This window comes from Microvirga sesbaniae (assembly GCF_025460805.1).
GTDB classification, from domain to species: Bacteria; Pseudomonadota; Alphaproteobacteria; order Rhizobiales; family Beijerinckiaceae; genus Microvirga; species Microvirga sesbaniae.
This window is the reverse complement of record NZ_JAMXFJ010000007.1, coordinates 21417-46018: the sequence shown is the minus strand read 5'-3', so window position 1 is coordinate 46018 and position 24602 is coordinate 21417. Positions and strand designations below refer to the sequence as shown.

General features: G+C 65.6%; 25 protein-coding genes. 8 read left to right on the top strand and 17 right to left on the bottom strand.

The window, feature by feature from the left end; genetic code table 11:
* Window positions 1–47: 47 nt before the first annotated feature.
* Window positions 48–920 carry a MurR/RpiR family transcriptional regulator gene (locus OCW50_RS12225; RefSeq protein ID WP_262267754.1) on the top strand — a complete coding sequence of 291 codons (873 nt, stop codon included), beginning with the start codon at window positions 48–50 and terminating at the stop codon, window positions 918–920.
* A gap of 256 nt (window positions 921–1176) precedes the next feature.
* Here OCW50_RS12225 and OCW50_RS12220 read toward each other — a convergent pair whose 3' ends face one another.
* Window positions 1177–1566 (bottom strand): cupin domain-containing protein, encoded by a 390-nt coding sequence (locus OCW50_RS12220; RefSeq protein ID WP_262297705.1) that lies wholly within the window; start codon window positions 1564–1566, stop codon window positions 1177–1179.
* A 76-nt stretch (window positions 1567–1642) separates the two neighbouring features.
* Window positions 1643–2011 (bottom strand): hypothetical protein, encoded by a 369-nt coding sequence (locus tag OCW50_RS12215; RefSeq protein WP_262297704.1) that lies wholly within the window; start codon window positions 2009–2011, stop codon window positions 1643–1645.
* 411 nt (window positions 2012–2422) lie between these two features.
* Here OCW50_RS12215 and OCW50_RS12210 point away from each other — a divergent pair, with 411 nt between their 5' ends.
* A complete protein-coding gene (locus OCW50_RS12210; protein ID WP_262297703.1) occupies window positions 2423–4690 on the top strand; it encodes a penicillin acylase family protein in 2268 nt (755 codons plus the stop codon).
* Between the two features lie 167 nt (window positions 4691–4857).
* On the opposite strand, the gene OCW50_RS12205 is transcribed toward OCW50_RS12210, so the two are convergent.
* The 5 genes from OCW50_RS12205 to OCW50_RS12185 form a co-directional block, all read right to left on the bottom strand.
* Window positions 4858–5436: a L,D-transpeptidase gene (locus OCW50_RS12205; RefSeq protein ID WP_262297702.1), complete on the bottom strand. Its 579-nt coding sequence runs from the start codon at window positions 5434–5436 to the stop codon at window positions 4858–4860.
* A 201-nt stretch (window positions 5437–5637) separates the two neighbouring features.
* Entirely contained in the window at window positions 5638–6900 is a 1263-nt protein-coding gene (locus OCW50_RS12200) for a patatin-like phospholipase family protein (RefSeq protein ID WP_262297701.1), read from the bottom strand.
* A gap of 10 nt (window positions 6901–6910) precedes the next feature.
* On the bottom strand, window positions 6911–7735 hold the full coding sequence (locus tag OCW50_RS12195; protein ID WP_262297700.1) for a 3-hydroxybutyrate dehydrogenase: 825 nt from the start codon (window positions 7733–7735) through the stop codon (window positions 6911–6913).
* Between the two features lie 140 nt (window positions 7736–7875).
* The gene (locus OCW50_RS12190; protein WP_262297699.1) at window positions 7876–9138 is read right to left on the bottom strand and encodes an MFS transporter; all 1263 of its coding nucleotides are present in this window, start codon (window positions 9136–9138) and stop codon (window positions 7876–7878) included.
* Window positions 9139–9214: 76 nt separating this feature from the next.
* Window positions 9215–9712, bottom strand: a complete 498-nt coding sequence (locus tag OCW50_RS12185; RefSeq protein ID WP_262297698.1) for a cupin domain-containing protein — start codon at window positions 9710–9712, stop codon at window positions 9215–9217.
* Window positions 9713–9940: 228 nt separating this feature from the next.
* On the opposite strand from OCW50_RS12185, the gene OCW50_RS12180 reads away from it, so the two are divergent.
* Window positions 9941–10897, top strand: a complete 957-nt coding sequence (locus OCW50_RS12180; protein WP_262267763.1) for a LysR family transcriptional regulator — start codon at window positions 9941–9943, stop codon at window positions 10895–10897.
* Between the two features lie 3 nt (window positions 10898–10900).
* On the opposite strand, the gene OCW50_RS12175 is transcribed toward OCW50_RS12180, so the two are convergent.
* The 3 genes from OCW50_RS12175 to OCW50_RS12165 all read right to left on the bottom strand — a co-directional run bounded on the left by OCW50_RS12175 (window position 10901) and on the right by OCW50_RS12165 (window position 13385).
* Complete coding sequence (locus tag OCW50_RS12175) at window positions 10901–12223, bottom strand: NAD(P)/FAD-dependent oxidoreductase (protein WP_262297697.1); 1323 nt, start codon at window positions 12221–12223, stop codon at window positions 10901–10903.
* A gap of 44 nt (window positions 12224–12267) precedes the next feature.
* Window positions 12268–12723, bottom strand: a complete 456-nt coding sequence (locus tag OCW50_RS12170) for a DoxX family protein (RefSeq protein ID WP_262297696.1) — start codon at window positions 12721–12723, stop codon at window positions 12268–12270.
* 137 nt (window positions 12724–12860) lie between these two features.
* Window positions 12861–13385, bottom strand: a complete 525-nt coding sequence (locus OCW50_RS12165) for an NADPH-dependent FMN reductase (protein WP_262297836.1) — start codon at window positions 13383–13385, stop codon at window positions 12861–12863.
* Window positions 13386–13981: 596 nt separating this feature from the next.
* Here OCW50_RS12165 and OCW50_RS12160 point away from each other — a divergent pair.
* A complete protein-coding gene (locus tag OCW50_RS12160; protein WP_262297695.1) occupies window positions 13982–14398 on the top strand; it encodes a response regulator in 417 nt (138 codons plus the stop codon).
* Between the two features lie 145 nt (window positions 14399–14543).
* Here the strand turns inward: OCW50_RS12160 and OCW50_RS12155 are convergent, their stop codons facing one another.
* From OCW50_RS12155 to OCW50_RS12145, 3 genes are all read right to left on the bottom strand, one after another.
* Window positions 14544–15311 (bottom strand): HvfC/BufC N-terminal domain-containing protein, encoded by a 768-nt coding sequence (locus OCW50_RS12155; RefSeq protein ID WP_262297835.1) that lies wholly within the window; start codon window positions 15309–15311, stop codon window positions 14544–14546.
* Between the two features lie 12 nt (window positions 15312–15323).
* Complete coding sequence (gene bufB, locus OCW50_RS12150) at window positions 15324–16220, bottom strand: MNIO family bufferin maturase (RefSeq protein ID WP_262297694.1); 897 nt, start codon at window positions 16218–16220, stop codon at window positions 15324–15326.
* 105 nt (window positions 16221–16325) lie between these two features.
* Complete coding sequence (locus tag OCW50_RS12145; RefSeq protein ID WP_262267770.1) at window positions 16326–16631, bottom strand: BufA1 family periplasmic bufferin-type metallophore; 306 nt, start codon at window positions 16629–16631, stop codon at window positions 16326–16328.
* Window positions 16632–16926: 295 nt separating this feature from the next.
* Between OCW50_RS12145 and OCW50_RS12140 the strand changes: the two genes are divergently transcribed.
* Window positions 16927–17421 (top strand): DUF302 domain-containing protein, encoded by a 495-nt coding sequence (locus tag OCW50_RS12140; protein WP_262297693.1) that lies wholly within the window; start codon window positions 16927–16929, stop codon window positions 17419–17421.
* 144 nt (window positions 17422–17565) lie between these two features.
* Here the strand turns inward: OCW50_RS12140 and OCW50_RS12135 are convergent, their stop codons facing one another.
* The 3 genes from OCW50_RS12135 to OCW50_RS12125 form a co-directional block, all read right to left on the bottom strand.
* Window positions 17566–17874 (bottom strand): hypothetical protein, encoded by a 309-nt coding sequence (locus OCW50_RS12135; RefSeq protein WP_262297692.1) that lies wholly within the window; start codon window positions 17872–17874, stop codon window positions 17566–17568.
* A 541-nt stretch (window positions 17875–18415) separates the two neighbouring features.
* Window positions 18416–18823, bottom strand: coding sequence for a response regulator (locus OCW50_RS12130; protein WP_262297691.1), 408 nt, complete (start codon window positions 18821–18823; stop codon window positions 18416–18418).
* Window positions 18799–19779 carry a sensor histidine kinase gene (locus OCW50_RS12125; RefSeq protein ID WP_262297690.1) on the bottom strand — a complete coding sequence of 327 codons (981 nt, stop codon included), beginning with the start codon at window positions 19777–19779 and terminating at the stop codon, window positions 18799–18801. The genes OCW50_RS12130 and OCW50_RS12125 overlap by 25 nt, the downstream gene beginning before the upstream one ends.
* Before the next feature lie 72 nt (window positions 19780–19851).
* Between OCW50_RS12125 and OCW50_RS12120 the strand changes: the two genes are divergently transcribed.
* The 3 genes from OCW50_RS12120 (at window position 19852) to OCW50_RS12110 (ending at window position 24016) form a co-directional block, all read left to right on the top strand.
* Window positions 19852–21327, top strand: a complete 1476-nt coding sequence (locus tag OCW50_RS12120) for a sensor histidine kinase (protein WP_262297689.1) — start codon at window positions 19852–19854, stop codon at window positions 21325–21327.
* The gene (locus tag OCW50_RS12115) at window positions 21324–21761 is read left to right on the top strand and encodes a response regulator (RefSeq protein ID WP_262297688.1); all 438 of its coding nucleotides are present in this window, start codon (window positions 21324–21326) and stop codon (window positions 21759–21761) included. The genes OCW50_RS12120 and OCW50_RS12115 overlap by 4 nt, the downstream gene beginning before the upstream one ends.
* Window positions 21762–21937: 176 nt before the next feature.
* Entirely contained in the window at window positions 21938–24016 is a 2079-nt protein-coding gene (locus OCW50_RS12110; protein ID WP_262297687.1) for a sensor histidine kinase, read from the top strand.
* A 270-nt stretch (window positions 24017–24286) separates the two neighbouring features.
* Here OCW50_RS12110 and OCW50_RS12105 read toward each other — a convergent pair whose 3' ends face one another.
* Window positions 24287–24502 carry a DUF1059 domain-containing protein gene (locus tag OCW50_RS12105; protein WP_262297686.1) on the bottom strand — a complete coding sequence of 72 codons (216 nt, stop codon included), beginning with the start codon at window positions 24500–24502 and terminating at the stop codon, window positions 24287–24289.
* Between the last annotated feature and the right edge of the window lie 100 nt (window positions 24503–24602).

Below are 24602 nucleotides of genomic sequence, written 5' to 3'. Positions count from 1 at the left end.
ATTAAAGATCATGAAAATATCCTGACGTCAATCAGTCTGGAGTGCCCGTGTCTCACGTCCTGAAGCCGACGACGGATCTGGCTCACCGCATTGCGCTCGTGTACGCCGCGCTCAGCGACGCGCATCGGCGCGCGGCGGACTTCGTGCTGCAGAACCCTTTAGAGACGGCCACAATGACGATCGAGGGTTTCGCGGAGCGCAGCGGCGCCTCGACGGCGACGGTGACACGCTTCGTCCGCTCTCTGGGTTACGCGGGCTACGGCGAGTTCCGGGCGGCGCTCTCCGAGGCGCTGCGACTGGCGATGGCCCCCGTCGACAGTTTCGCCGATGCCCACAGCACGAAAGGCTCCGCCTTCGCGACCTTCGTGACATCTCTCAAGGATCAGGCTGCCAACCTGGACGAGACCCTCGCGGCCGTCGACGAGGAAACCTGCTCCCGGGCCATGGACGTCCTGTTGTGCGCCCGTCGTATCTTCATCGTCGGATCCGGGGCAAGCCACCATGTGGCGGCGCATCTGGATGAAGGATTGACACTCTATCTCGATGCGAACGTCATCTTCGCATCGTCCCGCGGAGGCGCTGAGAAAGCGGTCCGGCACCTGATGAATGTGGGGCCGGATGATCTCGTTCTGGCCATCTCTCTTCCGCGTTATTCACGGGGAACCGTCGATCTGGCGAAACTCGCCAAGAACCGTGGGGCGAGGATCATGGCCCTGACGGACGGGCCGAGTTCGCCGCTTGTCCCCATCGCCGACATCACCCTCTTCGCTCCGGCGAGGAACCGGCTGCTGCCGAATTCGCCGACCGCCGCCTTCGCGCTTGCCGATGCCATCGTTGCCGCGGTGGCCCGGGAGCGGCCCGACGCCGTCGAGGCCTTGAAGGAACTCAGTGAAAGTCTTCTCTGGACGTTCTATCAGTGACAATCTGGCGTGGAGCCGCTCGGATGCATCGTTTCGCCGCGACAAAGGACTGCTCCTGGCACGAGGCAGACGAAGACTGAACATCCGTGATGATAGGGTCAGCTGACCGTCATAGGGCCACGCTCAACGGCTCGGTTTGACCCGAATCGCTGTGAAATCGCTGTGTTGGCAGTGTATTGTCGGGATCTGATACGCGAGTCCGACCCTGCCGTTCGCCGTCCGGCGCTGATGCGACAGCCGGGTTATCTCGGAGCCGTCAAACGGTGGGAGCCCAAATTCCCTCGACAGCAAAAGCCTCGCTTTCGCCTGGCCACGGCGGCATCGTTGTCCCAACCGCGGTCAGGGGCTCGGGTGAAACCGAGCGAAACTGAAAGCAGGTTTCTGGCGGGATCGTGATGGCAAGGCCCGGCTCCAGGTCCACGATCTCTTCGTGCTGATGCGAGCGGCGCCACATTTGCCCGCGGCCCGACACAAAGTACCAAACCTCCTCCACGGTATGATGCGCCATTGCCCTTGAGACCGCATGCGGCGGCAGCGTAAAATGCGCCAGGCTGCCTCGGCTGGTGCTGCACAGGACCCGCACCTCGGAACCGTCAGGCGCAATAGCGTCAGGGAAGGTGCCGAGCTGTTTGGTGGCAAAGGACATCGAGTGTGCTCCTGCAGCCGAGTGGCGGGCGGTTACCATACCCGATGGGGCCCTGCGTTGCATGCTTCAGCGCCGGTCAAGGAATAGGATTACGGGGGCCTTCGGCAACCACCATCAGGATGGCGGAGAGCACGCTCGCCAGGGCCAGGGTGCCCAGCGCGAGCGTGCGCAAAGGGATGTGGCGGCTGGTCCAGGATAAACGGACCGCTTCGCGATGCTGCTGCCGCGCGGTCAGCTGATCGGCTGCCCTCGCGTTGAGGAGAGTGTCCACATCGTCAAGCAAGTCGATCAGGTCCTGGGAGAGGGCTGTTTTCCGCCAGTGCTGCCGCTGATCCTTGCTTGTCTTCAGCTTGATGGACTGCGCTCGAAGAAGGGCCTCCGCATGGATCTCCCGGCGGATCACAAGAACGCCCAGGAGCATCAGAACAGGGATCAGAGCCAGCAATCCGAAAGCGATCCAATCGGCGAGTGTGAAGCTTGACTGAGGGACATCCATGGCGGTTCCTCCGCAGAGCTGTCCGTAAAAAGCGCTTCCTGAGCACACTGACGCTCGTTCGGACCAATCCTTTGCTGCTTCTATGGTTTGGGACCCGCTGACCACCATCTCATCTAGAGTCTTTTAGACAAAGCATGAGAACCAAAACGGTTCAGGCGCGTGTCTCAGTTACGCCGCCCGGGTCGTCAGGTTGTGGCAGGAGATCGGATGCGGTTGCTCGGAAACCTTTCTCAGGCGCGCTTTTGGATCCGCGGGTCACTCGCCTTGGCGGGCGCTCTTATGATTTCGGTCCTGACATTGGCCGCATCCGTGTATTGGCAGTTGCGCGCCAGCCTGCCCGCCCTGGAGGGCAGAGTTGCGGTGAGCGAGCTTTCAGCGCCCGTCACGGTGACACGGGATGCTCGAGGGGTGCCGACCCTGAGTGGTCGCTCCCGGGTCGATCTTGCCTGGGTGCTCGGCTTCCTGCATGCGCAGGAGCGCTTTTTCCAGATGGATGGTCAGCGCCGCCTCGCGGCCGGCGAACTCTCCGAACTGGTCGGAACCGTTGCCTTGAACCTGGACCGTCAGCACCGCGTGCATCGCTTCCGGGCCCGGGCCGCCACAGTTCTGGCCGCCATGACGCCGGACGAGCGCGCGACGATCGATGCGTATGTCGGTGGGGTCAATCGAGGCTTGCGAGAGTTGGGCGCTGCTCCCTTCGAGTACATGATTCTGCGTTCCACGCCCGTGCCTTGGACAGCCGAGGACACCATCCTGGCCGTCTATGCGATCTATTTGGACCTGCAGGAAGACGACGGGGCAGCCGAGAGACAGCGCGCTGATGCGGAGGCGACCCTCGGAGGCCCACTGGCAGCCTTCCTGTTTCCTGAGGGCACAACGTGGGATGCACCCCTCGATGGGTCGAACCTGCCGGTGCCGGAGATGCCAGACGGCGGTGCCAGGACCAAGGCCGGTCTTCCGTTGCTGCTCAAGGGGGGCGGGGAGGAGGCCGTCAGCCGCGGGAGCAACGCTTGGGCCGTGAGGGGCAGTCTGAGTGCCCGCGGGACGGCTCTCGTGGCCAACGACATGCATCTCGCCCTGAGGGTTCCAAACACCTGGTACAGAGCACGCCTCGTGCTGAGTGACGAGAGCGGCGGCACCACGCTCGACATCACAGGCGTTACGCTGCCCGGAACTCCGAGCGTCGTCGCCGGCAGCAATGGCAAGATCGCCTGGGGCTTCACCAACAGCTATATCGATACGGGCGATGTCGTCATCCTCGAACCGGTCGCGGCAACCCCTGATCTCTATCGCACACCCACGGGTCCTCGGCGCCTCGACCATGTGGAGGAGCGCCTCTGCCCGAAGGGCACGGCATGCGAGATCCTGTCTATCGATCAGAGCATCTGGGGGCCTGTGATCGCCACCGACCGACAGGGCCGCAAGCTGGCTTATCGCTGGATCGCGCACGATCCGGCAGCGGTGAACCTGCGCGGCATGTTGGACCTTGAACGAGCCGTGACGGCGGGCGCGGCGCTGGACATCGCTCACCGGTTGGGCATTCCGCATCAGAACCTTGTCGTCGGCGATGCTCAAGGCAACATCGGCTGGACCGTGACCTCGGCGATACCGGATCGCTTTGGGTTCGATGGACGATTACCGACCTCTTGGGCAGACGGCACCAAGGGCTGGAACGGATACCTGGCGCCGGAGGACGTGCCGGTGGTTTATAATCCCGAGAACCGGCGCATCTGGACGGCAAACAGTCGCGTGGTCGGCGGGGAAGCCTTGGCGAAAATCGGTTCTGGCGCTTACGCCCATGGATCGCGTGCGCGCCAGATCAGGGACAGGCTATTCGCCAAGGACCTCTTCGACGAACAGGATATGCTGGCGATCCAATTGGATGATCGTGGAGTGTTGCTGGAACGATGGCAGGCCCTGATGCTTGAAAGACTTCGGGCCAGTAAGGGAAACTCTCGCTACGCGGCTCTTATCCCAACAGTGGAGAACTGGGGCGGTCGGGCCGTCCCGGACTCCGTTGGCTATCGACTTGTCCGCACCTTTCGGATGGAAGCTATCAATGCTGTCTATGCTGCCTATAGGGCGCCGATGCGAACAGGCGAGCCCACGCCGGCGAGCGGGCATGCCACTCAGCCTTTCGTCCCAAAGCAGGCCGACGAGCCGGTGTGGCGGCTGTTGACGGCGCGTCCGGCGCATCTTGTCCCTCCCGGGTACCGGGACTGGGATGCCGTTGCGGACGCCGCGATCGAGAAAGTTCTGTCCGCCGTTGCCGGACAGGCACACGGCCGGCTTGAAGCCTTCACCTGGGGCGCTGCCAACCGGGTCGAGATCAGGCATCCCCTTGCGGGAGCCATCCCTGGGCTGGCGATCCTCCTGAACCCGCCAAGCGTCGCTCAGGCGGGGGATCTCTACCAGCCCCGGGTCGCGAGCCCGAGAACGGGAGCATCGGAGCGGTTCGTGGTCGCGCCGGGGCATGAAGGAACAGGAATCTTTCACATGCCGACCGGTCAGACCGGTCATCCTCTGGCGCCGTACTACAATGTCGGCCATGAGGATTGGCTGAGCGGTCGCGCGACCCCATTCCTGCCGGGTGAACCGAAGTGGCACATTGCCTTCGAGCCACAATGAGCGCGCCTTTGATCGAAAGCGCGAGGTCCGGAGTCGGCACTCCGCCCTTGGGAGATGCAAAAGCTCTTCGGTTCCTTGAGCAGGACGACTCCATTTCCTAAAGCAACGGACGTGAAAAGTGGACTTGCACTCTTGGGATCCATCCGATGCGCTCGCTTTGGCGCTCGTCAGCGCAACACCACGACCCTGGTGCCGACCCGGGTTCGGCTGTACAGGTCGATGACATCGGCATTGGTCATCCGAATGCACCCGGACGAGACCGCAAACCCGATGGTCTGCGGCTCATTGGAGCCGTGGATCCGGTACATGGAGGAGCCGAGGTACAGCGCCCGGGCACCTAACGGGTTGTCCAGTCCGCCGGGCATGTAGCGCGGCAGATCAGGACGTCGCCGCAGCATCGCGGCCGGAGGGCTCCAGGCGGGCCATTCCCGTTTCATGCTGACCGTCTTGGTCCCCGTCCAAGTGAAGCCCGGACGTCCGACACCGATGCCGTACTGGATGGCCTGCCAATTGCCGAGCACAAAATAGAGCCGGCGTTCACTGGTTGAGATGACGATCGTGCCGGGCCGCTGGGTGCCGGGCCAGGTGACCAGCCGCCGCGCGGTCGGGGAGACCGGCCCACCAAACACGCGCTCGAAGAAGCTGGCTTGCTCTCCGTTGAGGGAGGCGACAGGCTGGGCCCCGGCGGAGCCGGCGAACGCCACACTGCACGCAAAAGCCATGACAGTGAACACGGAGCGGATCATGCGGACCTCCCCCACGTGGAATGGCATAGCTTCAACGCCTGACGTCCGAGCTTCGGTTCCCTGCGAAATGGGAGTGCCTCAGAGGGGATACGCGATGCTTTAGCCCGGCGCTGCAATCAATCCCTTGGCAATGTGATCAGTCGGGTGGCGTGAGGTCCGATTCAGCCGCGAGCTGGAGATCCCGTGATCTCTGGCCTGTCCTTATCCTGCCGTCATCATCACGCCTGGCCTGGCCTCGTGCAGGATGAACCCCTCGACCGGATCGAAGTCACCCGACCACGGTTCCAGTTCCAGAACCCGGCTCGTGTCGGCGTAGCCCGCCTCCCAACGGCGGCGGATGCCCCGCGGGCTGAAATCGATGTCTTTGGTGTGGTCCTCCCCGTCGAAAGGCGGCGCCAGCAACCGGACAACGTGCATGCGGGTCAGGCAGCCATAATCGGCCAGCTCCCGCACCGCCTCGGTCATCCGCTCCTTTTCCGGCAGTCGGCGCACGAGCTCGGCAATCACGTGGCGCAACCGATGGATCTGCTTCTGCCGTGCGATGTGGCTGACCGCGCGGCTGGAATACTGGATGTCCTTCTGCCGGCCCATGACCTGCCAGATGGTATCCGGTTCGGGTCCCTGCGGATTCCAGATGTGGACCGCGAAGATGACCGAGTTTTTCCGGGGGTTGTCGTCGAACACCGCCTCGACCGGCGTGTTCGACAGGATGCCGCCATCCCAGTAGAGATCGCCGTCGATCCGCACGGCCGGAAAGGCCGGGGGCAGGGCGCCGGAGGCCATGACATGACGGATATCGAGCTCCATATCGCGGTTGTCGAAGTAACGCATCTCGCTGGTGCGCACATTGGCGGCTCCCACCGTCAGGCGGGTCTTTCGACCGTTGATCTGGTCGAAGTCGGCGAGCTCGGACAGGGTCCGCGCCAGAGGCGAGGTATCGTAATAGCCGGCGGATTCCGATCCGAGGGGCAGCTGGAGGCCGAGGAAAGCGGGCAGGTTCGGCCGGAAGAAGGCCGGGATGCCCTGAGTCATGGTCGCTAGGTTCATGGCCAGCGGTCCCACCAGGGGCCACGCGCCCAGGAGCTCCACCCACGGCTCGTGCTGCATGCGGCTCCAGAACTCCCGGAGCCGCTCCAGGCGGTGCTCCGGCGCGTTGCCGGCGATCAGGCTGGCGTTGATGGCGCCGATCGACGTGCCGATGACCCAGTCGGGTTCGATCCCGGCCTCGTGCAGGGCCTGATAGGCGCCAACCTGATAGGCTCCGAGCGCACCGCCGCCCTGGAGAACGAGAACGACCTGTCCGAGCTCCTCCGGGATGCGGCGGCGGCGTGCCGGTATGGTGTCCGGGAGCCGTTGTTCCGTGATTGCCTCCGGGGGCGTTCCCGTTCGCTCGAGTTCGCTGATCACCGCTTCGTCGGAGCCCTTGTCCGTCCTGAACCGATCACGTGTGACATGTTTGAGCATGGCGTCCTCCTCAATGGGCGGTCCAGCCGCCGTCGACCGGCAGGGCGGCGCCCGTGATGGACGCGGCGCCATCGCCGGCCAGGAACGTGGCGAAGGCGCCGATCTCGTCGACGGTGGCGAACCGCTTGTTGGGCTGCTGCGCCAGCAGCACGTCCCGAATGACCTGCTCGCGGGGGATCCCGTGCGACCTGGCCTGATCATCGATCTGTGCCTCGACCAGCGGGGTTGAAACGTAGCCTGGGCAGATGGCGTTGCAGGTGATGTTCTGCTCCGCCGTTTCGAGAGCGACCACCTTGGTCAAGCCGACGATCCCGTGTTTCGCGGCAACGTAGGCGGCCTTGAACGGGGAGGCGACGAGCGCATGCGCCGAGGCGATGTTGATGATGCGCCCCCAGCCCTGCCGCCGCATGGCCGGCAGGGCGAGGCGGATGGTGTGGAAGGCAGAGGAGAGATTGATCGCCAGCACTGCGTCCCACGTCTCGACCGGGAACCGGTCGATGGGGCTGACATGCTGGATCCCGGCATTGTTGACGAGGATGTCCAGGCGGCCGAACGTCTCCAGAGCACGATCGACCATGCCGGCGATCTCGCCCGGTTTGGTCATGTCGGCCGCCGCGTAGATCGCCTTGCCGCCCGTCTCGCGCCGAAGGGATTCGAGGGTGTCGTTGATCTCCTCCGGCTTGCCGAAGCCGTTGATGACGACGGACGCTCCGGCGGATGCGAAGGCGCGGGCGATCCCGAGCCCGATGCCGCTGGTCGAGCCGGTGACGATGGCGACATTGCCGTCCAGAGCTTTTGCGGTGCCGGTCGCTGGCTGGGTGAAGGCGACGTTCATGGTGATCCTCCTGGGAGTGGTGCGCTGTTCGGGCGGAGCGTCATCCGACCCGATCGACGATGACAGCGGGAGGCTCCGATCGGAAATGCCGGCTCGCTGCCGTATCGATAGAGGGCCGCTATCGAGCTGCCTGGATACGCCTAGGGGACCGCGGCCGGGGCTGGCGCCGGGACGTCGCGCCCTGTTTCGGGCAAAGGCTTCTCGGCCATGGGCCGCAACCGGACGGCCAGAAGCGCGGCGACCAGGAGCGAGATCCCGACGCCCGTGACGCACGCTCCCCAGCCGAAGCGATCGAAGACCTGCCCCAGGACCGCGCTGCCCACCAGCCCGCCCGAGAAATAGGAGGCGAGATAGAGCCCGCTCGCCGAACCCCGGTCCGTCGTGGCCGCATGGCTGACGAAGCCTGTCGCGGTCGCCTGGGCGAAGAAGGTCCCGACCCCGATGAGCATCAGGCCGATCAGGACGGCCGGCAAGCTCGGCGCGACCAGAAGGGGCAGGCCGAGGCCTGCCACGGCGAGCGAGCCCCAGAGGGTCGGCCGGGTCCCAAACCGCTGCACCACACGGCCGGCCAACAGGGTCGTGACGATGGACGGCGCGAAGACGAGGTACACGAGCCCGAGGCTCATCTGGCCGAGCGCGATCGGCTCGCGCACCAGCACGAAATTCACGAACGTGAAGGTGCCTATGAAGGCAAACAGGATGCAGAATCCGATGGCGAAGCTGGGGCGCAGGAGCGGGTTGCGCAGGTGCTCGGCCCAGATCGAGAGAGGCGGTGCGCCAGGTTCGTCCCGAGCCGTCGCCATCGCGGATTGGGTGAGCCAGACATAAACGATCACCGCGCCGAGAAGATTGAGGCCTGCCAGGGACAGGAAGGTCACCGGCAGGCCGAGATGTTCGGCGAGCCCCGCCGCCAGAAGCCGGCCGAACAGGTTGCTGGCGACGTTGCCCGTGATGTAGGCCGCAAAGGCCCCGCCGGCATCCGTGGCGCTGCAATGCTCGCCGAGATAGGCGAGGGTCAATGTGAAAGCGCAGGCCATGCACAGTCCCTGGGCGACCCGCAGGAAAGTGAAGGTCGCCAGGTCAGGCGCAATGGCCAGCAGGGCCGTCGGGATCGCCAGCACCGTGAGGCTGATCAGGATGCCGCGCCGGCGATTGATGCGATGGCTGAAGTAGGCGACGCCCAAGCAGGCGACTGCCATGCCCATCGTGGTGGCATTCACGGCAAAGCCGATGGCGGCGGGTGTCTCGCCATAGCTGCGGGCCAGGGCCGGCAGGATGGCCTGTGTCCCAAAGAGGTCGACCACCGTCAGAAAGGCGATCAGGCCGATCAGGATCGTACGCTCGAGCGCGCCCGCATGATGGCCCCGAAGCGGCGGAGCTTGGTGGCGGCTGTATGCGGTCATGGTCGTCTCCTGTCGCAGCAGGGTCGCCGGATGCTCGTTCCGGCAGGCCCAGCACCGGGCAATGCAGCCGCCCCGGTCACATCATGTGAGGGTCTGCCTTGGGCATGTCGTGGAACACGTCGGAGGACAGCAGCACGACCGGTGCCTTGCTGGTGTTCTTCCACCAGTGCTGAACCCCGCTCTTCTCGACCGAGACCTCGCCGGCCTTATGCACGATCGGCACGGAGCAGTTGCTGGCATATTCCTCGATGGTGCCCGAGACCACGGAGATCAGGGCCGGACGGTCCTCGTGGCTGTGCCAAGGGACCACGCCGCCGGGCTGGATCACCAGCTTGCGGGTCCGGAGCTGATGGTCCGACAGGGAGACCTTCTCCTTCGACAGGTCGATCGAGGCGAGCACGGTATCCGTGACGCCCTTGGGCTGGGTTTCGCCCTGCGTGCGGACGCCGGGGCTGAGCTTGTCCGCCGGGCACTCCCCAGCCTGGGCCGGGAGGGAAAGGACGGCACCTGCCGCTAGGGTAGCCGCGCAGAGCCCGGTCCGGATCATATGAGCGCCTTGAATTCGGTTCAGCATGTCGATGTCTCCTCTGTTCCGCCGCGCCCGGATGGAGGCACCTTCGGGAGCCAGCGCGATGCGGTGATCGGATGGTCGGGCAGGCGGGGGCGGAAGTGAAATGCCGAGCAGACCTCGACTCGATAGCCAAAAGCTATCGCGGCTCCGGAGCCGCAGGTGCTATTTTACGGGTGCGGGCTTGTCGGCGTGGACACCGATCCCTGGAGAATCCCTTCGAAGGAGGATCCCATGGAAATGCACCAGATCCGGTACTTCCTGGCCGTATGCGAGGAACTCAACTTCACACGAGCGGCAGAACGCTGCAACGTGGCCCAGCCCTCCCTGACGCGAGCGATCAAGCTCCTCGAGGAAGAGCTGGGCGGCCAGCTCTTTCACCGGGAGCGCGCCAATACCCACCTGTCGGAGCTCGGCCGGATGGTGAAGCCGCATCTGGAGGAGGTGTACACGCGCTCGCTGGAGGCCAAACGGCAGGCCCTCGATTTCACGAAACTCAAGAAGACGACGTTGAGGCTCGGGGTGATGTGCACGATCCAGCCGGACGAGCTCATCGATCTGGTCAGTGGGCTTCAATCCAGGCACCCCGGAATCGAGCTCGAAGTGGTCGATGCCAGCGCGGCCCAGTTGGAGGACCGGCTTCTCAATGGGGATCTCGAGGTGGCCATCTACTGCATCCCGGGCCAGGAGCCGGATGAGCGCCTGCACTACATGCCCCTGTTCCGGGAGCAGTTCATGATCGTGGTGTCGCCCAACCACCCGTTGGCGCAGCGCAACACGATCCGCCCGAGCGACCTCACGGGCGACCGCTACCTGAATCGGGTGAATTGCGAGTTCTTCTGCTATGCCGGAGCGCTCTGGCGCGAGCATGGCTTCGAAGGATGCGCGACCGTCTACCGGAGCGAACGCGATGACTGGATCCTCGCCATGATCGCCGCCGGGCTTGGCTTCGGCTTCATGACGCAAAGCTGCGCCAAGCATCCCATGGTGGTCTGCCGCCCCATGGTCGATCCCGAGTTCTGGCGCGAGGTGAACCTGGTGACCGTCCGCGGGCGGCCGCACTCGCCCGCGGTCGGCGCCCTGGTCAAGGAGGCGATGCGGGCGCGCTGGCTCGGCCAGCCCGCGATCGCCGCAAGAGCCGAGAAAGACCGAGTGGCTCTCGAGCCCCCACGCCTTGAGCCGGCCCAATGAGAGCTATGCCACCCCCTTCAGGTGTGGCTTGGTGATCGCCGTTCTCAGGACGTCCTGGTCGAGACCAGGATCGGGACCTGTGATGAGGCGCGTCCCGCGCTGGAAGCTGACATAGGTCCAGGCCCAGTTCATCGTCACGGCCAGCCGGTTGCGGAAGCCGATCAGGAAGTAGATGTGCGCCACGCTCCAGAACCACCATGCCGGATAGCCGCTGAGGCGGAGCCGGCGGAACTGCGCCACGGCCTTCTTCCGACCAATCGTCGCCAGTGAACCTGGATTGCGGTAGCGAAAGGACGGGAGGTCCCCACCGGCGACTCGTGCTTCGATCAGCCTGGCGACATACTTGCCCTCCTGCTTCGCCACGGGGGCAACACCCGGGAGGGGCGTTCCGTCCATGTCGAGCACGTGGGCCGTGTCGCCGATGACGAAGACATTGGGGTATCCCGGCACGCTGAGGTCCGGCGCGACCCTGACGCGCCCCACCCGGTCGGTCTCGGCCCCCAGCCATTGGCCGGCCAGCGACGCCTGCATGCCTGCGGCCCAGACAACGGTGCGGGCCTCGATCCGCCGATCCCCGAGAGAGACCCCATTCTCATCGCAGGCTGTCACGGACGTCGAAACCTGAACGTCGACCCCGAGTTCCTCCAGCGAGCGCTGCGCCGCCTCCGAGAGATGTTCCTCGAAGACCGGCAGAAGGCGCGGGCCCGCTTCAACCAGGACGACGCGGGCCTGGGTCGGGTCGATCGAGCGGAAGTCGGTCGCCAGGGCCTTCCCGGCCAGTTCGGCGATGGCTCCTGCCATCTCGACGCCCGTCGCGCCGCCCCCGACGACCGCGAACGTGAGCAGGCGACGGCGCTCCTCCGGGTCCGTTTCGAACTCGGCCCTCTCGAAGGCCAGCAGGATCCTGCGGCGCAGGCCCGTGGCATCGTCGATCGTCTTGATCCCTTTCGCGAACGCCTCCCAGTCGTCATGACCGAAGTAGGCATGCCGGGCCCCGGTCGCGAGCACGAGATAGTCGAACGGGATGCGGCGATCATCCGCCATCACCGCGCCGGACGCTGGATCGACTCCGGTGGCTTTCGCCAGCATCACGGACGTGTTCCGCTGGCCTCTGAGGATCGTGCGGATAGGCGAGGCGATATCGGCCGGCGAGAGCGCGGCCGTCGCAACCTGGTACAGCAGAGGCTGGAACAGATGGTAGTTGCGTTGATCGATCACCGTGAGCTCGACCGGCGCTTTCGCGAGGGCCTTTGCGACCGTCAGTCCGCCGAAGCCGGCGCCGACGATCACGACGCGGGGGCGCCCGGTGTGAGGCTTGTCATTCATGTCAGGCTCCTTTCGTCGGGTTCCGAGGGATTCCCGTGAAGGGTTCATCGGGCGAATGCGGCGACCTGCGGCCTGCGGAACACGAGATGATCGAGGGAGAGGATGCCGGGGCCGCGGCTGATGACGACCAGGAGGGCCGTGGCCCAGAGAATGTGGTCCGGCCAGCCGCTCGGATAGACGAAGACCTGGATCACGGCCGTCATGGCGAGCAGCCAGGCCGCCGACAGGCGCGACGCGAGACCGACGACCAGCAGGACCGAGACGACATTCTCGGAGAACGTCGTCAGGTACGCCGCGAAATCGGGCGGGAGCAGCGGAACCATGTACTCCTCGCGGAACAGGAAGAACGTGGAATCCTTGATGTGGAATCCCTCGATCTTGGTCTGGCCCGAGCGCCAGAAGACCCCGCCGGCGGCGAGGCGGGCGATCAGCGAGACGAGACTGTCGGGTACGGCGTCAGCGAGAGCAATGCCCCGATCGGCCAGAGCTTTGACGGACATCGTGGAGCCTCCTTTGGTTCAGGACCGGAGGATGCCGGTCCTGTCCCGACATCACAACACCCGCCGGTCCGCGCCGGAAATACCATGGAGCAATCGATCCCATAGACGACCGCTATTTTGCCCCGACGGCCCGACCGTCAATAAGGCGTTCCCTCCGCACGCCGGCGCCGCAAGGCCTCGGCATACCAGGCGAGTTCACTGACGAAGCGGACGGCGGCTTTGTCGAGCCAGGGCACTTGCGCATGTCCGTCGGAGGTGAGGGCCGTGCCGATCTCGGGAATGGGCAGGAGGGAAGGAATGCTTGGGGTTCCGATCTCGCCCAGCATGGCGCGAAGCTGCATGGCGGCCCGGACGCCGCCGAAGCGTCCGCCCGAGTAGCAGACGATGGCGGACGGACGCCAGAAATACTCCTCCAGGAAGTGATCCAGCGTGTTCGACAGGGCCGGCGGGATGCTGTGATTGTACTCCCCCGACACGACCACGAAGGCATCGGCCTTTCGAAGGAGTTCCGCGAGACGCTCGAGGATCGCGGGAGCCTCTCCCTTGGGATACTCTTTGTACATGCGATCGAGCAGGGGGAGGTTCAGCTCGAGGGGATCCACAAGGGGCGCGTCATACCCACCGTTCTCGAGGTGACGGATGATGAAGCGGGCGGCCCGCAGCCCCTACCTGTCGGAGCGGACCGAGCCCAGGATGACCGGTACGAGGAGCGGCATCTCGTCCTCCTGTCGCTCGATGTTCGGGCGCAGGGCATGGATCCGCCCTGACGCCCCTCCATCAAGCCACCGGGCGGTCCGGATCTGAAATGCCCGAAAGCCATCGAACCCATAGCGCATCGGACGGAAAAGTGGACCCGGTTTTCCGCCTGATCCGATGCGCCGGTCAAGAGAAGGAGCCTCGGATGAATCCCAAAAGTGGTGTCCACTTTTGGGTCCGAGGCCCTTGCATCCTTCTATGGGACTTTCTGCGACCGTGGGTGTCTCGTGAAGCGGGGGAGATCCCACCTGATGGATGCCACGCACTGCCGCTCATCGCTGACCGGAATGACAGCGCGCGTCGGGTCCCGCTCCCGAGCCTTCCTCATGCGGCTTGAGGCGTGGATCGGCACGATTGAGCGCGCCATCAATGCCGCGGTCCATAGAGCCTTTCTATGATCGCGGAAGCCGGCCGATATTTCCGCTCGTGCTCGCCGAATGCCATCCTCTGAACGTCAAATAGCCGAAGCCCCTTGGGTCCGGCTCGGCACAAGGAGGTTATGATGAGCACGAGCGAAGCCGAACATGTCCTTGTCGTGGACGACAATCACATCTTCCGCGAGACCCTCGCACAGAGGCTGCGGGATGCAGGACACCGGGTCACCGCGGCAGAGAGCGCGGAGAAAGCCTTTTTCGCCTTGCGCGACTGGAGCAGGCCGGTCGGTTGGCTTTACACGCGTGCCTGCCTGCCGGGTCTCATTGACGGCTGGATCCTCGCCGACGAATACCACGACCACCAGAGGAGGCGCGCGGTCATCATCGCCGCGTCGGAGGCGCGCGAGTCGCGACAGGGGGATATCGTCCTGAATCACCCGTCAGTCACGACCGTTCTGGAGATGCTCCGACACGCGATCGAGGCAGCGCGCGCCAGGACGGCCGTGGCACCTGCCGAAACGGGCTATCAGCGGCGTGCCGCCTGACTGCCACGGATTCCTGGATCGTCATCGCGGGGCTTACCGCCGCGGACTTCGGAAACCGACATCCAGGGCATCGGTTCCGGAGGGCCGATAGGATCGATCGAGGACGTCGGCATCGGCTCTGCATCCTCCTCTGCCGCGCGATACGCTACTCCCGTGAGCTGCGGATGCCGACGATGATCCGAACGGCGAGGACTCCCGACAGCGTGGTGATGAGATCGAAGCGCGGATCAGTCATCGCCACGTCAGCGGCCGTCCTCAAACTGGCGCCCTTCAGCAGCGCCGTCAGGAACGTGGCCGCGCCCGGCGGCAGGCGGTGGACCTCCACCTCGAGATCCGGCCGGACCACCAGCGCGTCCTCCGCTCTCGAGCTGTCGATGACGGGATGATCATCCGTGCGGACATGCGCCTCCCAGATCGACACGATCGGATACACAGATGTCGCGACCTGCACGGAGGGATGCAGCTCAACGTGAATCTGCTCCCATCGGCATGGAGCAAGGGATGCAAGCTCGTCCACTGTCAGGGGAGCGGCATCCGCGGCGTGATAGGCGCGGGTGAGCGCACTTTCGAGCCGGGCCACATCGCCCAGGTAGGGCACCGGGTGCGCCGGTGGAAAGGTATCGACGAAGTTCGCGAAGTCGTCCCCATAGGTCATGAGGACGGGCGAACGGGGAGGCGACAGCTCGATGAACACCCGCGCCATCGCACGGAAGAACTCGTCACCGACCAGCGCATGGCAGACGGGGAACCGGGTCACGAGGGCTTCGGTCAGCCCGACGAAGACGTTGTTGCGGTACACGTCGAAGCGGCGGTCGATCCGGTCGAGCCCAGCGGTTCGAATCCCCGACGGCACCTCGCGCGTTCGGTCGAGCAGGGCCATGGAGAATCTCTTCTGAAGCGTTCGGAGCGCCATCATGACAGGCCCTCATGCGGTCGCGAACATGGCTTGGCGGCGGCATCGCTCGTTAGACAGGGCGCGATCCGCCTTCCGGGCTTCCTTCATCAGAACCGGAAATGCGGGAACGTCGTTGTCCCATTCGATCAGCGTCGGCACCGGTCCGGTTCGCTTGAGAGCCTGCTCGAACAGCGTCCAAACAATGTCCGCCACCGGCGTGCCATGAGCGTCGATCAGGAGCCGGCCCCCGGCATCATCCTGGTCCTCGGCAAAACCCGCGAGATGGATCTCGCCGACGTGCTCGACCGGAAAGGCGTCGAGATAGGCTCCGGCGTCATAGGCGTGGTTGGTGGCCGAGACGAAGACGTTGTTGACGTCGAGCAGCAGCCCGCAGCCGGTCCGCCCGGCGACCTCCGACAGGAAATCGACTTCAGCCATGTCGCTTTGCTCGAATGCGATGTAGGTCGATGGATTCTCCAGCAGCAGACGCTGCCCCAACGTCTCCTGGACCTCGTCGATGTGCTCGCAGACCCGCCGTAGGGTCGGGCCATCGTACGGTACCGGCAGCAGGTCGTTGAGGTACAGGTTGTCGTGCGTGGACCAGGCGAGATGCTCGGAGAAGGACTCGGGCTCGTAGCGCTCGATCAGGCGCCGCAGGCGCGCGAGATGCGTCTTGTCGAGCGGCTGGTCCCCGCCGATGGACAAGCCCACTCCATGCACCGACAGCGGATAATGGGCCCGGATCCGCTCCAGGTACCGGTGCGGTGGTCCCCCGTCGCCCATGTAGTTCTCCGCATGAACCTCGAAGAAGCCCACCGGGGGCGAGGTTTCGAGGATGTCCCGATAATGCCGGGGCTTCAGGCCCAATCCGGATCGTGCCGGAAGCACCCCGAGGCCGAAGGCCGCGACGGACGCTGATGAAGTCATGATCGCCTCCTGTCCTTTGCTCAGGGATGGCCCGGGGCAGGCAATCGGTCCCCGGGGTTGACACATGTCGGCCGGTGGTGGTCCGGCCCTTGTCCGCAGCCCGGCTCAGGACCGGGGAAGGTCCCGGTTCAAGGCTTGCAGGCTGCCCATGCGGTTGCCCGGTGCCATCACGGTGGTGCAGGTGCCCTTCGGGACGATCTTCCACGCGTTGCCCTGGTAGTCGACCTTGGACGTGCCGGCACACGTCGTGCCGGGGCCGGCCGCGCAGTCGTTCTGCCCCTTGAGGGCAACCCCGAAGCACTTTTCCTGGTCGGCCGTCGGCGGGGGCTTGGGCTCGGCATGGGCTACCGCGACATACCCGAGGGCGGCCGCCATGGCACCTGCAATGCTGATCGTGGTTCGACTGGTCATGGAATGTTTCCTCCGTTCGTGACGCGGCGCTCCAACGGCGTCCGCACGAGCCATGCTCATGGAAACGGAAGGGCAGGTGAAATACCGGCCTGCGATGGAGCCGATAGCCGCCGTCTATGATGGGCTGAACCGGGTGGCTCGACCCATGGCTTTCCTCGGCCCTGTCCTCGGGATGTCGATAGCCCGACGGCATGGACTCGAAAGCCATTCGGAATTTCAGTCAAAGAGCGCGCGGCCTCATGCTCGCGGCATGGCTCACGAACAGCAGGTGGGCGGCAACCAGGAGGACCCATCCATGACATCCCGCATCGCAACTCTCGCCGCAGCGACCCTCATCCCGTTCACCTTCGCCCTAGTGTCTGCCGGCGCGAAGGCGGAGGAGTCGACCCGGCAAGTGCTCGAGAACGGGCTCGTCCGCGTCAGGAGCGCTTACCCGTTCAAAGAGACCATCGACCGGATCGAGCAGGACATCGCGGCAAAGGGCATCCAGTTCTTCCTCGCGGTCGATCAATCGAAGCTCGCTTCCGAGGCCGGAATCAAGCTGAGGCCGTCAACGCTACTGGTGTTCGGCAATCCAGCACTCGGCTCGCAGTTCATCACGTCCAACCCGGATGCAGGGATCGACTGGCCGGTCCGGCTGCTGGTTTCGGAGGACGAGACCGGTGCCGTATGGACCGTTTACAACGACTTCCAGTTCATCGCTCGCCGCCACGGCATCACGGACCGAGGTGCCGCTTTCGACAAAGCGTCTGATGTGATCGAGTCCATCACATCGAGCGCTTCACGATAAGATCCGGTGAGGCGACGAGAGCATCGGACGTGAGGTCGACGACAAGTCCGATGCTTGAGGCAATTGCCTTGAACATTCGAGATCCCATGTGCGGTGGACGTGCGGACAGCCTTTGCAGGCCTGTCTTCCACGGCTCGGCCGCCGTCACTCCTTCCGTGACGCGTCGCGGATCATGGTGTCCGCGATCGCCTGGCGCTCCTGCGTGAGGGACCCGGTCGCGACGGGTTGGCCCGCCCGCCTGTACCAGTACCCCGCATTCGAGAGATCGCCTTCCTTGCGATGCAGATAGGCGTGGACCCAGGCGCATTGACGGTCGGCCTCGTCCATCTGGACAAGGCCGTGCGCCCTGTCCCAGTCATCCCGGGCATCCCACCAGAGGGCCTGCAACGCTCGGCTCCAGCCTTCAGGGGGACTGGAATGAGACAAGGTCGCCTCGAACGTGACGAAACTCATGATCCACCTTGCAAAGCCATTGACGCAGGAAGCCGCGTCCGTGTCAGCGATATAGTTCGGTTCGGGACGACGGAAAGCTGCAGGACCGCTTATCGGGTTCCGATGCACTCACCGTGCGACAGGTCTCATCCGGTGCATCGGCCGAATGACCGTCGCGGTCGTAGGCGGTCGCATCATCTGTCAGGATCCCGGCCAGCCCATCGAGTTCCTGCACGGATCCGGAATCACCCCCGGCGACCACCGGATGCCGCGTTCATCCTGATCCCCGACACTGCGCTCATGGGCCGATGGCCACGCCGGGATCGCTGCGGAACGGCCGGGCCAGAGGCCGCATCGAAGCTCTGGGGCCGCCAGGAACAGGACGAGGACTTCATCGCCGACGACATCGCACAGGTCCTGGAGCAAGCCGGAGCGGCGGTGACCGGGGGCTCGAGCAGCGGATGGGTCGGCGACCTCACGCCCGATGCTTCAAGCTTTTGTTTCAAAACATCTTTTCACGCAGAACCGATTCCCAATTTTGCGCCCGATGCCATGAGGATCGTCAGTTCCCGTGCGCCTTCTCCTGCCGCATGGATCCTGCGAGGATCGCCATCAGCCCCTCCCGGCTGAACGGCTTCTGGAGGAAGCCGAGCGGTCCGGTGGCCTCGGCCGCCGTCCGGGTGGCCGGATCGCCCGATCCCGTGATGAACACGTGCGGAATGCCCTGGGCCCGCGCCGCCCGCGCTACATCGATCCCGCTCAGGGTTCCCTTCAGCTTGATGTCGAGGAGGGCCACGTCGATCCCGGTCCGTTCCAGAGACTCGAGGGCCTTTTCGCCTGTTGCCACGGTCGCGACCACCTCGTGCCCGGCCTCCTCGAGGACGTCCACGATGTAGTCGGCGACGAGCCACTCGTCCTCTACGACGAGCACGCGCAATCCACCGTTCACATTGGAATTTTGATCCGGCATGTGGTTCCCGTTCCGTTCGCCTCGAACGACACCTCGGCCCCAATCTGGTCAGCCAGACGCCGGACGAGGCGCATGCCCAGCCCGGAGCCTTCCGCCGGCACGCTCCCTGTGTAACCCGAGCCGTTGTCGCCAATGGTCAGGTCCAGCCGTCCCTCCGTCCGCGCGAGCCGGACGGACAGGTGGCCCGTGCGTCCGCCCGGGAAGGCGTGCTTGAGGGCGTTGGTCATGATCTCGTTCGCCATCAACCCGAACGGCACTGCTACGTCAACCGGCATCTCCGTTTCTTCCAGGTCGCACGACAGCGTCACGCGTCCTCCCGCCAGCCCCACGAGGTTCCGGGCCAGGCGGTCGAGGAAGCCGGCGACGTTCACCCTGCGGAAGTCCTCGGATTGGTAGAACTCGGCCTGAAGGGCACTGAGAGCCTGGATGCGGCGCCCCAGGTCGGCGAGCTGATCCCGGTCGCGCGGGCTCTCGAGGGTCTTCTCGGTCATGCGCAGGAGGCTGATCACCATCTGGAGGTTGTTGTGCAGCCGATGGTACAGCTCCTTCAGCACGAGCTCCCGGTTCTCGCTCTGTTGGCGGAGTTCCTGGTTGCGGTCGTGGGCCGCGCGAACGGCCGTGGCGAGGCGGCGGAGCTGGTGGGTCCCTTTGACCACGTAATCGTCGAAGCCGTGCCGGATCGCCCGGACGGCGAGTTCCTCGTTGCCCGTGCCGGTGAACATGACGGCGCAGCATTGCGGGTTGGCCGCCTTGACCCGGTCGAACACCGCGAAGCCGTCCGTCCAGCGCAGGTCGAGGTCGGTGACGAGAATATCCGGCGCGTGTTGGTGCAAGACCCTCTCGAGGGAGACGAGATCACTGGCCTGATTGACCTCCCCATCGGGGAACTCCTGGAGGACGGCCCGAATTGCCAGCGTACGGATGTCGGGGTCGTCGTCGACGAAAAGGATGTGCATGGGATCGAACTCACCGAGAACAGGACCGGACGGGGTGCATCCGGCACCGGAGCCAACGCGGAGGCAGGGCCATTGATCCTGTCTGGAGCCAGGCATGTGGCCGGGTCGGTCCCCGGCGGTCGAGACCAGGGCACCCATCCCCGGGAGCCGTCCCGCCGCGGGCCCGCCCCCGGCACGCTCGCGTTCCTGATCGCCGCCCTGCTGCTGCTGACGAGCGCGGTCAGCCTGAACCTCTTCCTCGGGCGCGTCGCGGAGAACCGCGCCTTCGTCCTGCGCACCAGCTCCATCCTGCGCAACATGGCCGAGTTGAACGTCGTCGTGCGGGCCGCCGAGACGGGCCAGCGGGGCTTCATCCTGACGGGTGAGCGCCGCTACCTCGTTCCGTACGAGACCGCGATCGAGCGCCTCTGGGCCGAGTTCCGCGACCTGGAAAGCGCCGTCCGCGATCCTGCCCAGATCGCCCGCCTGCATCGGCTGCGGCCGCTGCTCGAGGGCAAGTTGGCGGAGCTGGCCAATACCGTCGCGTTGCGCGAGCAAGGCTTCGAGGCGGCCCTGGCGGTTGTGCGCACGGATGTCGGGCAGACGCTGATGGAAGACATCCAGGCCGTTGTCGACGAGTTCGAGCAGGCCGAGCAGGAGATCATGGTCTCCCGCTCCCAGCTCCTGGAGGACCAGGCGCGATGGGCTGCCCGGATCTCAGGGCTGACAGCGCTGCTGGCCGTGGCCGTCATCGTCGTTGGGGTGCTCTGGCTCGCCCGGCAGCGGGCCGATGCCAGACTGCTCGCGGCCGAGCGGGGCTTCCGGCAGGATCTCGAGCGGCAGGTCGAGAACCGCACCGAGGAGCTGACCCAGGTCAACCGCGAACTCGATGCCTTTGCCTACACGATCTCCCATGATCTGCGGGCACCGCTGCGGGCCATGCATGGTTATGCCGACGCCCTCGCGGAGGATTACGCCCCGAAGCTGCCGGAGGAAGGACGGCGGTTCACCTCGAGGATCATGGCGGCGGCCGAGCGGATGGAGGCGCTGATCCAGGACATCCTGACCTACAGCCGGATGAGCCGCGAGGAGGTGAGGGTCCGCCCGGTCAGCCTGGAGGAGGCCGTTGCCCGGGTGCTCGCCCATGCCCGGCCGCGGATCGAGGAGACGGGCGCCGTGATCGAGGTCGGGCACCCGTTGGGCACCGTGGCGGCGCATCCCGCGGCGCTGGAGCTGGTTCTCGACAACCTGGTCGCGAACGCGGTCAAGTTCATGGCGCCCGGAGAGACGCCCCATATCCGCATTCGGTCGGAGAACCGAGGAGAATGGGTGCGACTCTGGGTCGAGGACAACGGCATCGGCATCGACCCTTCGCATCGGGAGCGCATCTTCGAGCCGTTTCACCGCCTGCACGGGGTCGAGACGTACCCGGGCACCGGGATCGGGCTGGCCATCGTGCGCCGCAGCCTGGAGCGCATGGGCGGGCGCTGCGGGGTCGATGCCGAAGCAGGACGGGGCAGCCGGTTCTGGATCGAACTGCGGGGCGCGGTCGGGGAGGTGGATCAATGACGGATGGTGGTACGACGATCCTGGTCGTGGAGGACAATCCCGATGACCGGGACCTTCTCGCACGGGCCTTCCGGAAAGCCGGGATCGCGATGCCGCTCCGCTTCGCCGTGAATGGCGAGGAGGCCGTGGCGTCCCTCGAGGGCGCTCATGGCGGGGCTCTGGGGGCCAGCCCGGCGGTCATCCTGCTCGACCTCAAGCTGCCTGGCCGCTCCGGCTTCGAGGTGCTGGAATGGATCAAGGCCCATCCGGTCCTCCGCCGGGTTCCCGTGATCATCCTGACCTCCTCCCGGGAGAGCATAGACCTGAAGCGGGCCTATGATCTCGGAGCGAACTCCTATCTGGTGAAGCCGGCCCGTTCGGATGACCTGCTGCGGATGGTCGAGCAGATCCACGCCTACTGGCTCGGCCTCAACCAAGCCGCCACTCTGTCGTAAGCGCAAAAGGCAATGCGGGCCGAACCGGGAAACGCGCCGTCGACCCGGGGTCGAGCCTCCTGATTTACGGGGGGCTGTCCGATATCCGAATCCCTTCTTGCAAATCGCCATGGCCAAGGTCATGGATGGCTCCATCTATGTCAGGTCTCCATGTCCGAGGCAGGAGTGATCATCCCGTGGGCAACTCCATCGCTGTTCCGGAGAGTGGATCGCGGAAGGTCACGCGTCCGCATCTCTCGACCATGCGCTCGCGCCTGCTCCTCCTCACACTCGTCCTGCTGATCCCGGCGCTCGCCGCGGCCGGCCTGTTGGTCTATGCCGGGTATCGTCATGATCGACGGGAGGTCGAGAAGCATCTTCAGGAAACCGCCCGCGCGCTGTCGCTCGTGGTCGATCGCCAGTTCGGACAGGCCGAGGCGCTGCTCTGGGCGCTGTCGACGTCGCCGCAGCTTCTCGGCAAGGATTACGCCGCGTTCGATGCCCGTGCCCGGGCGGCGATCCGGATCCCAGGGGCCTGGGTCAGCGTCTCCGATAATCGGGCACAGGTCGTCAACACGTGGCTCCCGCCCGGTAGTCCGCTGCCTCTCATCGGGAACATGGACTATCGAAAGGGCTCGGCCGTCGGGACATTGCGGATCAGCAACCTTTTCAGAGGCTTCGTGGCCAAGCAGCCGGTGGTCGGCGTCGATACCCTCGTGACCGCCAATGATGGCTCCGAGCTTTTCATCAGCGTCAACATGCTCACCGATACCGTGAGCCGGATCCTGGCCGATCAAGGGCTTCCCCCAACCTGGATCGGGACCATCGTGGACCGCAACGGGACGGTTGCGGCCCGGAGCCGGGATGCCGAGCAATTCGTGGGGAGGTCGGCGACGCCCAACGACATGACGCGCACCCTGGCCGAGGAGCGGCAAGGCGTCGCCGAGAGTACTTCCCTGGATGGCATCCCGACCCTGCTCGCCTTCGCGCGTTCGCCCGGTTCGGGATGGTCGACCATCGTCGCGGTCCCCCGGTCGGAGATCACAGGTGCCGCATGGCGGTCCGTCCTCTATCTCGCCGTGGCCGGAGGGTTGCTGCTGGCCCTTGCGGCCGCCATGGCGTGGTTGGTCGCCCGCAGCATCGCCAGACCGGTGAACGGCCTGGTATCACTGGCGCAGGGGGTCGGACGGGGCGAGCTGATCGCGGCACCCGCGAGCGGCCTGGCCGAGGTCGACCAGGCCGGCGATGCGCTGGCCCTGGCCTCGCGGCACCTCCGGGAGCGGGATGCGGCCTTGCGGGCGGGCGAGGCTCGCCTGCGGGCCACGCACGAGAATGCCGCGGTCGGCATCGCCGAGGTGGATCGGGAGGGGCGCTTCGTCTCGGTCAACGAGGCGCGCTGCCAGCTCACCGGGCACACCCGCGAGGAGCTGATCGGACAGCACTTCGCCCATGTCACCCAGGCTGCCACCCGGGACGCCGACATCGAGCTGTTCGCCCGTCAGGTTGCGGGGGAACTCGACACCTACACCACGGAAAGCCTGTTCACCCGCCGGGACGGCAGCTTCGGCTGGGTCCGCGTAACCAGCACGGCCCTGCGGGATGAAACCGGCACCTTCCTCTACGCCGTGAGGGTGGTCGAGGATATCACGGAACGGCGCGAGGCCGATCGCCGGCAGAAGCTGCTGATCGACGAATTGAACCACCGGGTGAAGAACACGCTTGCGACGGTGCAGTCCCTGGCCCGGCAGGTGACCCGGCCAGGCGTGCTGCCGGAGGTGGCGCAGGACCGCTTTCAGCAGCGCCTGCTGGCGCTCTCGCGCACGCACAACCTCCTGAACGAGACCCTGTGGGAGGGAGCCTCGCTCAGGACGATCCTGGAGGCCGAGTTCACGCCCTACGCGGGGGATTCCTCCCAAGTCCGTCTCGAGGGGCCGGAGGTCGATCTTCCGGCGCGGTTGGCCGTGGTGCTGGGCATGGCCTTCCACGAGCTTGTGACCAATGCTGTCAAGTACGGGGCCCTGTCGACGGCCTCGGGCCGGGTGCAGGTGGACTGGAAGGTCGAGGATCGCGGCGAACGGGTGCTCTTGACCATTGACTGGTGCGAGCTGGACGGACCCGTGCTGGAGACCGAGCCGCGCCCCGGCTTTGGCTCGCGGCTGCTGCGGCAGACCATTACCCGGGAACTCGCAGGCCAGCTCGATCTGGGCTACGAGCGGGAGGGGGTGTGCTGCACGATCGCGGTCCCGATCGAGCCGGTCCGCCAGCACGCCGCATGAGGCCGCACGGAGGGTGAGGGGCGGTCTCGAGCGCAGGCCGCCAGGGCCCCAATGCGCCGCTTCAAGGACTGCGCATCGGATCCGATCCCAAAGCTGGGTCCGCTTTTCGCTGGCGCGGCCCTTCGGGTCACTGGCGTGGCCCTTCGGGTCGCTGACGCGGCCCTCTGGGTCACGTCCGATGCTCCAAGCCGCCACGCGGGAAGGGGCGCAAGGCGGCGCAACCTCCCTCGAAGGGGGAGGCGCCGGATGGGTCGCCGAAGGTGCGGCCTCTCAGGCGGCGCGGCTTGGGGCCGCCTCGGCGGGCATGCCGTCCCGGATCGCGCCCCGGAGCTGCTCACGCAGCTCGGGCGTGTCCTGGTGGCCGTGCACGCCCACCGCATGCTGCGCGGCTGCGTCCAGCAGCTCGGCCTCAGTGTCGGCGATGATAGTGATCGAGCAGTTCATCTCGCTGGGAAAGGCACGGCAGTCGATGAATTTGCGCCCCATGGCGTCCTCCCGGATCAGGTCGGCAACCAGCCACAAATGCTGCGTCCACGCGTCACTTTACCCCCGGCGGATCAGTGCCGCAATCGACCTGGCGCGCCAG

Coding starts and splice junctions, on each gene's coding strand:
- OCW50_RS12175 (WP_262297697.1), bottom strand. CDS start 12,223: ATGAATGACAAGCCTCACACCGGGCGCCCCCGCGTCGTGATCGTCGGC.
- OCW50_RS12205 (WP_262297702.1), bottom strand. CDS start 5,436: ATGATCCGCTCCGTGTTCACTGTCATGGCTTTTGCGTGCAGTGTGGCG.
- OCW50_RS12145 (WP_262267770.1), bottom strand. CDS start 16,631: ATGACCAGTCGAACCACGATCAGCATTGCAGGTGCCATGGCGGCCGCC.
- OCW50_RS12105 (WP_262297686.1), bottom strand. CDS start 24,502: ATGGGGCGCAAATTCATCGACTGCCGTGCCTTTCCCAGCGAGATGAAC.
- bufB (WP_262297694.1), bottom strand. CDS start 16,220: ATGACTTCATCAGCGTCCGTCGCGGCCTTCGGCCTCGGGGTGCTTCCG.
- OCW50_RS12155 (WP_262297835.1), bottom strand. CDS start 15,311: ATGGCGCTCCGAACGCTTCAGAAGAGATTCTCCATGGCCCTGCTCGAC.
- OCW50_RS12125 (WP_262297690.1), bottom strand. CDS start 19,779: ATGCACATCCTTTTCGTCGACGACGACCCCGACATCCGTACGCTGGCA.
- OCW50_RS12220 (WP_262297705.1), bottom strand. CDS start 1,566: ATGTCCTTTGCCACCAAACAGCTCGGCACCTTCCCTGACGCTATTGCG.
- OCW50_RS12180 (WP_262267763.1), top strand. CDS start 9,941: ATGGAAATGCACCAGATCCGGTACTTCCTGGCCGTATGCGAGGAACTC.
- OCW50_RS12190 (WP_262297699.1), bottom strand. CDS start 9,138: ATGACCGCATACAGCCGCCACCAAGCTCCGCCGCTTCGGGGCCATCAT.
- OCW50_RS12160 (WP_262297695.1), top strand. CDS start 13,982: ATGAGCACGAGCGAAGCCGAACATGTCCTTGTCGTGGACGACAATCAC.
- OCW50_RS12135 (WP_262297692.1), bottom strand. CDS start 17,874: ATGAGTTTCGTCACGTTCGAGGCGACCTTGTCTCATTCCAGTCCCCCT.
- OCW50_RS12200 (WP_262297701.1), bottom strand. CDS start 6,900: ATGCTCAAACATGTCACACGTGATCGGTTCAGGACGGACAAGGGCTCC.
- OCW50_RS12115 (WP_262297688.1), top strand. CDS start 21,324: ATGACGGATGGTGGTACGACGATCCTGGTCGTGGAGGACAATCCCGAT.
- OCW50_RS12140 (WP_262297693.1), top strand. CDS start 16,927: ATGACATCCCGCATCGCAACTCTCGCCGCAGCGACCCTCATCCCGTTC.
- OCW50_RS12185 (WP_262297698.1), bottom strand. CDS start 9,712: ATGCTGAACCGAATTCAAGGCGCTCATATGATCCGGACCGGGCTCTGC.
- OCW50_RS12170 (WP_262297696.1), bottom strand. CDS start 12,723: ATGTCCGTCAAAGCTCTGGCCGATCGGGGCATTGCTCTCGCTGACGCC.
- OCW50_RS12195 (WP_262297700.1), bottom strand. CDS start 7,735: ATGAACGTCGCCTTCACCCAGCCAGCGACCGGCACCGCAAAAGCTCTG.
- OCW50_RS12130 (WP_262297691.1), bottom strand. CDS start 18,823: ATGCCGGATCAAAATTCCAATGTGAACGGTGGATTGCGCGTGCTCGTC.